Annotated in this window: 13 protein-coding genes; 3 read left to right on the top strand and 10 right to left on the bottom strand. The window is 72.3% G+C overall.

Translation table 11 applies throughout. From position 1 onward, the window contains the following. Nucleotides 1-28: 28 nt before the first annotated feature. Entirely contained in the window at nt 29-925 is an 897-nt protein-coding gene (locus tag Pma05_RS42340) for a pentapeptide repeat-containing protein (protein ID WP_239311847.1), read from the bottom strand. Nucleotides 926-1,156: 231 nt separating this feature from the next. Between Pma05_RS42340 and Pma05_RS06220 the strand changes: the two genes are divergently transcribed. Then, complete coding sequence (locus tag Pma05_RS06220) at nt 1,157-2,362, top strand: esterase-like activity of phytase family protein (protein WP_203856326.1); 1,206 nt, start codon at nt 1,157-1,159, stop codon at nt 2,360-2,362. Nucleotides 2,363-2,454: 92 nt separating this feature from the next. On the opposite strand, the gene Pma05_RS06215 is transcribed toward Pma05_RS06220, so the two are convergent. From Pma05_RS06215 to Pma05_RS06175, 9 genes are all read right to left on the bottom strand, one after another. Further along, a complete protein-coding gene (locus Pma05_RS06215) occupies nt 2,455-3,282 on the bottom strand; it encodes an ArsR/SmtB family transcription factor (RefSeq protein ID WP_239311765.1) in 828 nt (275 codons plus the stop codon). 203 nt (nt 3,283-3,485) lie between these two features. Continuing rightward, nucleotides 3,486-5,138: a phosphoenolpyruvate--protein phosphotransferase gene (ptsP, locus tag Pma05_RS06210; RefSeq protein WP_203856325.1), complete on the bottom strand. Its 1,653-nt coding sequence runs from the start codon at nt 5,136-5,138 to the stop codon at nt 3,486-3,488. Then, the gene (locus tag Pma05_RS06205) at nt 5,131-5,415 is read right to left on the bottom strand and encodes an HPr family phosphocarrier protein (protein WP_107256135.1); all 285 of its coding nucleotides are present in this window, start codon (nt 5,413-5,415) and stop codon (nt 5,131-5,133) included. Before Pma05_RS06205 ends, ptsP begins: the two co-directional genes overlap by 8 nt. A gap of 13 nt (nt 5,416-5,428) precedes the next feature. After that, nucleotides 5,429-6,469, bottom strand: a complete 1,041-nt coding sequence (locus Pma05_RS06200) for a zinc-dependent dehydrogenase (protein ID WP_203856324.1) — start codon at nt 6,467-6,469, stop codon at nt 5,429-5,431. Further along, nucleotides 6,469-6,915, bottom strand: coding sequence for a PTS mannitol transporter subunit IIA (locus Pma05_RS06195; RefSeq protein WP_203856522.1), 447 nt, complete (start codon nt 6,913-6,915; stop codon nt 6,469-6,471). The genes Pma05_RS06200 and Pma05_RS06195 overlap by 1 nt, the downstream gene beginning before the upstream one ends. A 1-nt stretch (nt 6,916) precedes the next feature. Then, nucleotides 6,917-7,225 carry a PTS sugar transporter subunit IIBC family protein gene (locus tag Pma05_RS06190; RefSeq protein ID WP_203856323.1) on the bottom strand — a complete coding sequence of 103 codons (309 nt, stop codon included), beginning with the start codon at nt 7,223-7,225 and terminating at the stop codon, nt 6,917-6,919. Between the two features lie 31 nt (nt 7,226-7,256). Beyond that, a complete protein-coding gene (gene mtlA, locus Pma05_RS06185; protein WP_203856322.1) occupies nt 7,257-8,432 on the bottom strand; it encodes a mannitol-specific PTS transporter subunit IIC in 1,176 nt (391 codons plus the stop codon). A 126-nt stretch (nt 8,433-8,558) separates the two neighbouring features. Then, nucleotides 8,559-9,503: a 1-phosphofructokinase gene (gene pfkB / locus Pma05_RS06180; RefSeq protein WP_203856321.1), complete on the bottom strand. Its 945-nt coding sequence runs from the start codon at nt 9,501-9,503 to the stop codon at nt 8,559-8,561. Beyond that, nucleotides 9,500-10,261, bottom strand: a complete 762-nt coding sequence (locus Pma05_RS06175) for a DeoR/GlpR family DNA-binding transcription regulator (protein ID WP_203856320.1) — start codon at nt 10,259-10,261, stop codon at nt 9,500-9,502. The genes pfkB and Pma05_RS06175 overlap by 4 nt, the downstream gene beginning before the upstream one ends. A gap of 563 nt (nt 10,262-10,824) precedes the next feature. On the opposite strand from Pma05_RS06175, the gene Pma05_RS06170 reads away from it, so the two are divergent. Next, nucleotides 10,825-11,208: a ribonuclease domain-containing protein gene (locus Pma05_RS06170; protein ID WP_203856521.1), complete on the top strand. Its 384-nt coding sequence runs from the start codon at nt 10,825-10,827 to the stop codon at nt 11,206-11,208. Between the two features lie 100 nt (nt 11,209-11,308). Then, on the top strand, nt 11,309-11,722 hold the full coding sequence (locus tag Pma05_RS06165) for a barstar family protein (protein ID WP_203856319.1): 414 nt from the start codon (nt 11,309-11,311) through the stop codon (nt 11,720-11,722). Nucleotides 11,723-11,815 lie beyond the last annotated feature (93 nt).

Here is an 11,815-nt window from a genome sequence, read left to right as displayed (position 1 = left end):
TTGTGGCTGCTCGGGCAACCACAAGTCGTCAAGATCGGGAACGACCCGCCCTGCGGCGGCGGGGCGGGGTGGGTGGTTGGTGCCAGTGGGGCGGGCGGCGCAGGGCGGGCGGTAGGGCGGTCCGGGCGTCGCCGGTGGCGGCGTCGAGTTGGGCTTGGGTGAGGAAGAGGGCACCGGTCAGGTCGGCACCGCGCAGGTTGGCGCCGCGCAGGTCCGCCCCGGTGAGGTCGGCCAGGGTCAGGTCGACGCCGCGCAGGTCGGCCCCGATCAGGTACGCCCCGCGCAGGTTGGCGCCGACCAGGTCGGTACGGCGCAGATCGGCCCCGATCAGCTCGGCTCCGCGCCGGTCGCTCCCGCTGCGGCCGGCTCGGGACCGGATCTGCTCGCTGGCGCGCAGCAGCAGCTCGTTGACGGCTCGGCGGTGCGTCGGGACGTCGAGGGCGACCAGCGAGGACGGGTCGCCGTCGGCGAGCCGTTCGGTCGTGGCGCGGGCGGTGGCCAGCTCGGTGTGCAGCGGTTCGGCCGGGCGCAGCGCCAGGGCCTCGGTCAGATACCAGAGCAGTTCGTGGAGCTGCCGCACGACCGGGAACACCTCGAACATCCCCGCCGCGATCTCCGGGTTGGTCCGCCAGTCCCGGCCCTGGTAGGTGACCTGGGCGATCTGCTGGCCGGCCCCGAAGCAGTCGAAGACCGTACACCCGGCGAAGCCACGCTCCCGCAGATCGCGGTGGATGCCGCAGCGGTGGTCGGCGCGGAGATTGGGGCAGGCCCGGCCGGCGGGCTTGTCGATGGCGAAGTCCGACGAGGCGGCGAAGGCCGGCACCACGCAGCACAGCCCGAAGCAGCGCTCGCAGTCGGCGCGCAGTTCCCGCCGCCGCCCGGCCGCCGGGCCTGGCGACTCGGCCGGGCCGGTCGGGGGTGCCACGGGCTCGGAGGTGCCGGACACGACAGTCGATCTCCAGGGAGTGGGCGGGGTGGCAGGTCCCGCGACGGGTCCGCCTCGGGGCTGAGCTGGCTAAAGGGTACCTACCGGGCAGGCCCGGCCGCGCACGCCGGGCGCGGCCGGAGCGTTTCGGTAATGCGTGCCTGGTGGACAGCCCGCATTAACCGGCCCCGCCTAGCCTCCCAGCGAGTTCCGGATACGAAAGAAGGACCGATGGGAATAATGAAGCGGGTCGGCATGGGTGCCGCGGTGGCCGCCCTGGCGATCACCGTGCCCGGGGTGGCCTTTGCCACCGACCGGAGCACCTGGGACCGCGCCGAGTTGCTGAAGTTCGCCGCGCTGCCGGCCGAGACCTTCGTCCCGGGCAGTGAGCCGTCCGGATCCCTGCTCGGCGGTACGCCCAGCAACGGCGTCGTCCCGCCCTTCGCCGACCAGCCGGTGCAGGGCTTCAGCGGCGTACTGCGCAACAGCGACGGCAGCTTCGACGTGCTCTCGGACAACGGGTTCGGCAACAAGGGCAACAGTGCGGACTTCCTGCTCCGGATCCAGCGGGTCGGCCCGAACTTCGACTCCGGCACCGTCGACGTGCTCGGCGGGATCACGCTGACCGACCCGGACGGCAAGGTGCCGTTCGCGCTGACCCGACCGGACCGGGTACTCACCGGCGCCGACTTCGACGTCGAGTCGATCAGCCGGACCGCCGACGGGACGTACTGGATCGGCGACGAGTTCGGGCCGTGGCTGCTGCACTTCGACCGGGCCGGTCGGCTGCTCGCGCCGCCGGTGGCGCTGCCCGGGGTCTTCGCCCCGGAGAACCCGACCCGGGGCGAGACCCCGGCCAACCTGAACAGCAGCAAGGGTTTCGAGGGGATGGCGCAGTCCCCGGACGGGCGTACCCTCTATCCGCTGCTGGAGGGGACGGTCGCCGGTGACGCCCCGGGCACGCTGCGGCTGCACGAGTTCGACATCGCCGCGAACGCGTACACCGGGCGGCGCTGGACCTACCTGCTGGACGCGCCGGGCAACGCGATCGGCGACGCGATCGCGGTCGACAAGGACCGGTTCCTGATCATCGAGCGGGACAACGGCGAGGGGGCGACGGCCAAGGTCAAGAAGATCTACCTGGCCGACCGGCGGGACCGCAACCGCGACGGCCAACTCGACAAGACGCTGGTCGCCGACCTGATGGATATCGCCAACCCGAAGCGGGTGGGTGGCTTCGGCAAGACCTTCACGTTCCCGTTCCAGACCATCGAGGACGTCGTGATCCTCGACGACCGCACCATCGCGGTGCTGAACGACAACAACTTCCCGTTCTCCAACGGCCGGGTGCCGGGGCAGCCGGACGACAACGAGTTCATCGTGCTCAAGCTCGACCACGACCTGGACGCCGACAAGCGGGTGCTGCGCCGGTACTGAGACCGGGACCGGTCCGCCGCCGACCCGACGGCGGACCGGTCCACCCGGGTCAACCGGCCGACGGCGGGCCGGTCTGCCGCGCGTCGGGCGGGTCAGCCGGCTGCCGGGGTGGCCGGCTCGGGCTCGCCCTGCGGCAGCGGCTCGCCGGTCTCCAGCAGCGTCTTCATGCTGGAGAGCAGCTCCGACCAGCCCTCGCTGACGCTCTCCAGCAACGAACTGCCCGGCACGAAACCCTGGTGTACGACGGTCAGCCGCACCGCCCCACCCCGAGGCTCGATCTCGAAGCTCACCCTGCTGCGCGGCTCCTCGGCCAGCTTCGCCACCTCGGCCGGATCCATCTCGTACGCCCTGGCGAACTCGGGGCTGAAGTCGTGCCAGGCGTACGACAGCCGGCGGTAGGGCTCGGCCTCCAGCACGACCTGCTCCGGCCCGACGATCCGTACGCCGTTGTGCACCCAGACCATCTCCGAGCCGACCTGCCAGTCGGTGTCGAAGGTGATCCCCCAGTACTGGCTGGTGAAGGCGGGATCGGTCAACGCCTGCCAGAGGCGTTCCGGAGTGGTGTTGATGTAGCTCGTGTAGACGAATTCGCGCTCGCCCATGGGTCCCTGCTCCAATGCGCTCTTGAGGTCGGCGAGTGCCCGCACCCGCCCCCGGTCGTACTGCTCGATCCAGCGGTCCGCGATGGCGTTGATCGGCTCGGCGTTGAGGTAGTGCAGCTTCTCCCGGCCGCGCCAGAGCGTGCTGACCAGGTTGGCCGCCTCCAGCACCGCGAGGTGCTTGCTGACGGACTGCCGGGTCATCGCAAGCCCCGCGCACAGCTCCCGCAGACTCTGCCCGGTACGGGTGTTCAGGCTGTCCAGCAGCCGTCGGCGGCTGCCGTCGGCCAGCGCCTTGAACACCTCGTCCATCCTCGCCATCCCCCGAACATGCAGCCAACTGGTTGCCTAAAACCATAGGCAGCCATCCGGCTGCATGTCAACGGAACCCCGCACACCCACCACGACCACCCACACGCGTCCCGCCGACGTAGCGGGTCAGGCAACGTAGCGGATCACGCGACGCAGCAGGTCAGCAACGTAGCCGCTCAGGCGACGCAGCGAGGTCAGGCGACGTAGTGCGGTCAGGCAACCGCTTTGCGGGCGCGTTGGGCGTCGTCGGCGTCCAGGGCCAGCCGGGCCAGCCGCGCGCAGTCGGCGGACGATCGCGCGGCGAGGGCCGCCCGCACCGGACCCAGCGCGCGGCCCGACATCGACAGGCTGGTCATCCCGAGGCCGACCAGGACCGGGGCGAGCAGCGGATCGGCCGCCGCCTCGCCGCAGACTCCGACCGGCTTGCCGGCGGCACGTCCGGCGGTACCGACCTCGGCGATCAGCCGCAGCAGGGCCGGCTGCCACGGGTCCAACAGCTCGGCCAGCAGGCCGGACTGCCGATCGGCGGCGAAGGTGTACTGGCTGAGGTCGTTGGTGCCGATACTCAGGAAGTCGACGACCTCCAGCAGTTGACCGGCGCGCAGTGCCGCCGCCGGCACCTCGACCATCACCCCGGCCTTCGGCAGTCCTGCCGCGTGCACGGCGTCGGCGAACTCGGCCGCCTCGGCCCGGGTGGCGACCATCGGCGCCATCACCCAGACCTCCGCCCCGGTCTGCTCGGCCGCCCGGGCGATCGCCGCCAACTGGGTACGCAACAGCTCCGGGCGCTGCCGGACCAGCCGCAGGCCGCGTACCCCGAGGGCCGGGTTCGGCTCGTCGGCCTGGTGCAGGAACGGCAACGGCTTGTCGGCGCCCGCGTCCAGGGTGCGGATCACCACCCGCCGCCCGGCCAGCGCCGCGAAGACCTCCCGGTACGCCTCGGCCTGCTCGGCCAGCTCCGGTTCCCGGCTCCGGTCCAGGAAGAGCAGCTCGGTACGGAACAGCCCGACCCCCTCGGCGCCGTCCGCCGCCGCCAGGTCCCGGGCCGAGCCGATGTTGGCCAGCAGGGCGACCGGGCGCCCGTCCGAGGTACGCCCCGGGCCGGAGATCGCGGCCACCGCCGTCCGGTGCTCCCGGTCGGCCGTCTCGGCGGCGGTCACCTCCACCGGGTCCACGTCGACCCGGACCAGTCCGGTCGCGCCGTCGACCAGTACCGTCGTGCCGTCGGCGAGGTCGCGGGCGCCGGGGCAGGCGACCACGGCGGGCAGCCCGAGCGCGCGGGCCAGGATCGCGGTGTGGCTGGTCGGGCCGCCGGACTCGGTGACCAGCGCGACCACCTGCTCCGGGTCCAGGTCGACGGTGTCGGCCGGGGCCAGGTCCCAGGCGGTGAGCACGTACCGGTGGCCCGGGGAGGGCACTCCGGGCATCGGCCGGCCGAGGCAGACCGCCACCGCCCGGTCGCGCAGGTCGTCCAGGTCGGCGACCCGCTCGGCCAGGTATCCGCCGGCCGCCTCGAACGCGGCCCGGTGGGTGGCGAAGGCCGCGTCGATGGCGTGCGGGCCGTCCGATCCGGCCAGCACCTTCTCGCGTACGGCCTCCAGCAGCAGCGGATCCTCGGCCATCATCGCCTGGGCCCGGAGTACGTCGACCAGGGTCTTCTCCCCCGACCGGCCGGCCCGGCGGTGCAGTTCGGCGACCACCTCGCGCAGCGCCGCCACCGCCCGCCCGGCCTCGGCCGCCGGGTCGGTCACCGGGGCGGGTGCGGGCAGCGCCGGCACCCCGGCGACCCGGAGCACCGGCCCACCGGCGACTCCCGGGCTGACCCCGATCCCGTGCAGCGGTGCCGGCTCGGCCGAGTCAGGCATCGGCCGGCTCCTCCGCGTCCAGGTCCCGGGCGAGCAGCTCGGCGAGACCGTCCAGGGCCGCCTCGGCGCCCTCGCCGTCGGCCTCGAGCACCACCTCGGTGCCCTGCTTGGCGCCGAGCGAGAGCACCGAGAGCATGCTGTTGGCGGGTACCGCCCGCTTCTCGCCGGTCCGGATGGTCACCGGGACCGGTGCCGCCCCGGCCGCCGCGACGAAGAGCGCCGCCGGCCGGGCGTGCAGGCCGCTGGCGGAGCCGACCGTGACCGTACGCGTAGCCATGTTGGCCTCCCTCTCAGGGTTCGATCGTGACCTTGATTGCCTCGCCCCGGGCGACCACGCCGAGGGCGTCGATGGCCTGCTCCAGCGGAAGCCGATGGGTGATCAGGTCGGACACCGGTACCGAGCCGGTGGCGATCAGCCGCAGCGCCTCGGCGTTCTGCGCCGGGCTGGAGCCGTTGGCACCGACGATGGTCAGCTCGCGGTAGTGCACCAGGTTGGAGTCGAGCGAGATGACCGGGTTGTCCTTGGGTAGGCCGCCGAAGAAGCTGATCCGGCCCTGCCGAGCGGCCATCTGCACCGCCTGCTCCTGGGCCGCCCCCGAGGCCGCCGCCGTGATGATCACGTCGGCGCCGCGCCCGTCGGTCAGCTTCAGTACCTCGTCGATCGGGTCCACATCGGACCCGCAGATCGCCGCGTCCGGGTGTACCAGCGCGGCGGCCAGTTCCAGCCGCTCCCGGTTCAGCTCGACCAGGAAGACCCGGGCGGCACCCCGGGCCCGGGCCAGCCGGACGTGGAGGCAGCCGATCGGTCCGGAGCCGACCACCACCACGTCGTCGCCGGGGCCGACCCGGGCCAGCTCCTGTCCGTTGAGTACGCAGGCCAGCGGCTCGGCCACCGACGCCTCGGCGTACCCGACCCCGTCCGGGATCCGGTTCAGCCCGTCCACCGCCAGTACCTTCGCCGGCACGACCAGGTACTGCGCGAAGCCGCCCTCGTAGTGGTAGCCCATCGACTCCTGGTGGGGGCAGACGGTCATCCGGCCCCGCCGGCACTCCGCACAGGTGCCGCACGGGATCGCCGCGATCACCTGCACCCGGTCGCCGGCCGCCCAGCCGGTCACCTCGGCCCCGGTCTGCACCACCTCACCGGCGATCTCGTGCCCCATCACCCGGGGCGGGTGGATGTGGTGGTGCCCGAACTTCGAGATCTTGACGTCGGTACCGCAGGTGGAGCAGTTGCGTACCCGGATCTTGACGTCGCCGGGGCCCGGCGTGGGCTCGGGGACGTCTTCGATGCGTACGTCGCCGGGGGCGTGGAATCGAACGGCCTTCATCAGGTACTTTCCTCCCGTGCCGGCGTAAGCAGGGCCAGCACGTCTTCGGGGTCGGTGGCCTCGCGCAGCGCGCGGGCCCGGTCGGTGTCGAGCAGGATCTCGGCGAGGCTGGCCAGCAGCTCGACGTGGCCGTCGCCACGGGCGGCTATCGCCACGCAGACGGTGACCGGCTGGCCGCCCCAGTCGACCCCGGCCGGGAACCGGAGCACCGCGAGCGCGTCGTGGTGCACCAGGTCCTTGCCGGCGAGCGTGCCGTGCGGGATCGCCACCCCCTCGCCCACATAAGTGGAGACGGAGCGTTCCCGGGCGAGCATGGTCTGCACATACTCCGGGTGGACCGCGCCGACGTCGACCAGGACCTCGCCGCAGCGCCGGATCGCGTCGTCGCGGTCTTCGGCCACCTCCGCCAGCCGGATCGCCCGCCGGTCGAGCAGGTCGCCGGTCAACTCAGCCACTGACCTCACCGCCGGACTCGATCGCCTTGACCACGGCGGTCACCGCCGGGTCGCCCAGGAAGACCTGGAACGGCACGACGATCTTGTCGGGCGCGGCGGCCCGGGCCCGGGCGGCCAGCCCGTTGTGCGTGATCACCACGTCGGCGTCGCCTGGGATCGAGTTGACCGGGGTGTGCTCCACCGTGACCGAGTACTTCTTGAGCTGCTTGCGGAGTTGGCTGGCGAGCATGACGCTGCTGCCCATCCCGGCGTCGCAGGCGACCACGACCTTGTGGATGTCCTTACCGTTGATGCTGCCCATGGCAGTACCCCTCTCCTTCGTACGGTTCCGGTCAGCTCTCGGCGGCGGCGGACCGGGCCACGGCCGGGCTGGTCTCGCGGTCCCGGCCCTCGGTCGCGGGTTGTGCCGGCGTCGGGTCGTCGGTCTCGCCGTCGGCGACCTCGTCGGTCTTCGGCTCGCCGGTCAGCTTGCCGAAGCCGAGCAGCGCCGAGGCGACCACGAAGGAGACCGCGGTGGCGATCAGCACGCCGAGCACCATGCCGAACCAGCCGCCCCGCGGGGTGACCGCCGCGTAGGCGAAGATGCTGCCCGGCGACGGGGTGGCGACCAGACCGGCCCCGGTGACCATGAAGGTGCCGACTCCGGCGGCGCCACCGGCGATGGTGGCCAGGATCAGGCGCGGCTTCATCAGCACGTACGGGAAGTAGATCTCGTGGATGCCGCCGAGGAAGTGGATGATGCCGGCCGCCGGTACGCTCGGGCGCAGCGAGCGCGGCCCGAAGAGGAAGAACGCGAGCAGCAGGCCGAGACCCGGGCCGGGATTCGACTCGATCATGAACAGGATCGACTTGCCGTTCTCCTGCGCCTGCGCCACCGCCAGCGGCGACAGTACGCCGTGGTTGATCGCGTTGTTCAGGAACAGCACCTTGGCCGGCTCGACGAGTACGGAGGCGGCCGGCAGCAGGTTCTGCCCGATCAGCCAGTCCACTCCGCTGCCGGCCCAGTCGCTGAGCCTGCCCACCACCGGGCCGGCCCCCCAGACGCCGAACAGTGCCATACCGCCACCGACGATGCCGGCGGAGAAGTTGTCGACCAGCATCTCGAAGCCGGGTCGGATCCGGTCCTCGATCAGCTTGTCGAAGAGTTTGATCAGGTACGCGGCGGCCGGGCCCATGATCATCGCGCCGAGGAACATCGGGATCTCCGCGCCGACGATCATGCCGACCGTGGCCACCGCGCCGACCACCGCACCGCGCTGGCCGTGCACGATCCGGCCGCCGGTGTAGCCGATCAGGATCGGCAGCAGACTGAAGATCATCGGATCGACCAGCTTGGCCAGGTGCTCGTTGGGCAGCCAGCCGGTCGGGATGAAGAGCGCGGTGATCAGGCCCCAGGCGATGAACGCCCCGATGTTGGGCATGACCATTCCGGCCAGGTGACCGCCGATTCGCTGGACCTGGGCTTTGAAGCCGGTGCCCCGGACCTCCGGGGTGTACGACATGGCCATGAGGGGGACTCCTTCGCAGAGGTTGGCCCGCGTTACCGAACGCGGCCGGGTGCGGATGTCATGCCGTCGGCACCGGGGGTCGGCCGACGTCGGAAGTGCTGTCGCTGTCTTGCTGGCATGACCGGCTCACCCCTGCGGCAGCAGCGGCCGGACCAGGTCCGGTCGGGGGTGGAGTCGGACGGTTTTCCGGAGCAGGTCGCCGGGGCCGGGCATCCGGCTGCCGGGCAGGCTGACCGCCGCCGCACCCCAGGCGAGCCCTTCGGCGAGGGCGTCCGGGCCGCGCGCACCGGCCGCCAGGAAGCCGGCCAGCAGCGCGTCGCCGGCCCCGACCGTGCTCTTCGGCTGCGGCACCGGCGACTCGCCGGTGAGCACGCCCTTCGCGTCGACCAGCACCGCGCCGTCGGCGCCGAGGCTGGCCAGCACGGTGCCGGCGCCCCAGCTCCGGAGCTGGACGGCGGCGTCGACCACGTCGCCGAGGGACCGCAGCGGGACGCCGACCGCCTCGGCCAACTCCTCGCGGTTCGGCTTGACCAGCGCCACGCCGGCCTCGGCGGCGGCCCGCAGCGCCGGCCCGCTGGTGTCGACCGCGAGCCGTACCCCGGCGTCGACCAGCCGGGCACAGAGGTCGCCGAAGGCCGTCGCCGGCAGCCCTGGCGGCACGCTGCCGCAGGCCACCACCCAGTCGGCCGAGCCGGCCGCCGCCAGCACCGCCCTGGTGACCTCGGCGAACTCCGATCCGGCCAGGACCGGGCCGGACTCATTGATCTTGGTTACCGTGCCGTCCGGCTCGGCGAGGGTGATGTTCGACCGGGTACGACCGGCGATCGGCACCACCAGCAGTTCGACGCCCTCGCCCTCCAGCAGCCGGACGAGCTGGGCCCCCTCCTCGCCACCGACCGGCAGCACGGCCCGGGACGGTACCCCGTTGGCCAGCAGTGCCCGGGAGACGTTGACGCCCTTGCCACCCGGGTCGAGGTGTGCGGAGGCGGCCCGGATCACCTCGCCCCGGGCCAGTAGGTCGATCTCCATCGCCCGGTCCAGGCTGGGGTTGAGCGTGACGGTGAGGATCATGCCCGCACCACCCGTACGCCGGCCGCCTCCACGTCGTCGGCCAGTTCCTCGTCCACGCCGTTGTCCGTGATCAGCAGGTCGAGGTCGGCCAGGGTGCCGAACCGGGCCAGGTAGTCGTTGCCGATCTTGGTGTGGTCGGCGAGCAGTACCACCCGGCGGGCAGCACCGATCATCGCCCGCTTCACCGCCGCCTCGGCCGGGTCCGGGGTGGTCATCCCGCGCTCGACCGAGCAGCCGTTGGTGCCCATGAAGGCGACGTCGACGTAGAGCTCGGCGAGCGGGCGCAGTGCCCAGTCGTCCACGGTGGCCAGCGTCTTGCCGCGCAGCCGGCCGCCGAGCAGCAGTACCGTGAGGTTGGGCTTCAGGCCGAGCGCGGAGGCGAGTACCGGCGAGTTGACCACCACGGTCAGTTCGCGGTCCGAGGGCAGCAGGTGGGCCAGCCGGGCGGTGGTGGTGCCGGCGTCGAGGATGACCGCACCCTCGTCGGGTACCTCGGCCAGCGCCGCCTTGGCGATCCGCTCCTTCTCGGTGATGAGTACGGCGTCCCGGGCGGCGAGTGCGGGCTCGAACCCGATCCGCTCGACCGGGATCGCCCCGCCGTGTACCCGACGGAGCACTCCGGCCCGCTCCAGCACGGTCAGGTCCCGGCGGATCGTCTCCGCGGTCACGTTCATGCCCTCGGCCAGCGCCATCACGTCGACCCGACCCGCCTCGCGGGCCAGACGCAGGATCTCCTGCTGACGTTCCTCGGCGTACATCTGTTGGATCTCCCGCCCGATCGTTTTTGCTTGCCTTCTGTTTACGCCCGTTCCTGTGGGCAGTCAACATCCGGCCGTAACAGTTTGGTCATCTGCCGGACGCAGCAGCGCGTGATCCAGGACATTCCGCCCGTGGTGGCACTCCTGTTCTCCCGGGGGCGACCACCCGCTGGGCACTACTGACCACCGGAGGCGATGACGGAACCAAACCGACAGCAATCTCCGTTTGTGTGGTTTCACCCGGGGCCGCTTCCCGGACCCTGGCTCGACCACTGTCCGGCCCGGTGCCTGGCGTCGCGGACCTCCGCCCCGGAGCCGCCAGCAGTCGTCGCGCGCCGAACGCAGTGATCTTCGGCGGGAACAGCCGGTGGCGCATCGATTAACTTCACCGCCTGCCCCTACCGGTCGGGACCTCGGCTGTCGAAGATGGAGCCGACCCGCACACCCCGCGGGCTCCGTCCGAACTGGAGGACACCTTGGCCGTATCCGCCACTCCCCGCTGGACCGTCCGTCCCCTCCCGGCCACCCCGGCCCGGGCCCGCCGGTTCCTGACCAGCTTCGCGATGCTGGCCGCCCTGGTCGCCGGCCTGCTGGTCGGACCGGCGGTGGTCGCGCCGACCCAGACCGACTCCGCGTCGGCCGCCGTCTACAGCTCCTGCACCATGGCCCGCTGCGCGGACGCCCGGACCGCCCGCAGCGGCTGGGCCAGCCGGGGCTTCCCCACCGCCCGCAACTGGTACTCGTGGAGCGGCGGGCTCTACAACTACGCCGGTGGCCAGCACTTCAACCGCGAGGGCCAGTTGCCGACCAACGCCACCTACTACGAGTACGACGTCTACCCGCGCAACCGTGGTGCGGCCCGGGACGCGTACCGGATCGTGGTGAACAAGGCGACCGGGGCGACCTGGTTCACCCCGAACCACTACACGGACTTCTACCGGCTCTGACGACCGCACCACCGGACGCCCGGCCTCCCGCCCCCGGCGTACCGTCGCCGTGGCAGCAGCACCTGTCCGGTCGGGAGGCCGGACCGACCGAGGGATCACGATGCCCGACCAGTCCGACGTCGTACTTCCGCGCTGGCTGACGGTGTCGGCCGACCCGCCGGCCCGGGACGCCACCGTGCTCGGCGGGGCGGGCAGTCGTACCCGGGCCGCCCTGTTCACCGAGTGGGCGGCCCGGCTGGGCTTCCCGGACTACTTCGGGCGGAACTGGGACGCCTTCGAGGAGTGCCTCACCGACCTCGTCGCGGAGCGGCCCCGGACGCTGGTCGTGACGGACCCGACGGAACTGCTCGCCGACGAGCCGCCGGAGCAGCTCGGCGTGCTGCTCGCCGTCCTCGACACGATCGCGGCCGACACGACCGACCCGTCCGGCGGGCCGGGGCTACGGGTGCTCCTGCACGCCGGTCCCGGCGACTCCGCCGGACTCCGCCGACGGATCGGGGCCGCGCTCCCCTGACGGCGGGGCCGGATCGCCGGTAGCGACCACTCGGTGAACCCTTTTCAACCTGAACCGCGCGGCGCGCACGCACCGCCGCTGACCTTGCGGCTC

It is taken from the genome of Plantactinospora mayteni (assembly GCF_016862935.1).
GTDB classification, from domain to species: domain Bacteria; phylum Actinomycetota; class Actinomycetes; order Mycobacteriales; family Micromonosporaceae; genus Plantactinospora; species Plantactinospora mayteni.
Note: the sequence above shows the minus strand (reverse complement) of the source record. Positions and strands in the feature narration are given on the sequence as shown.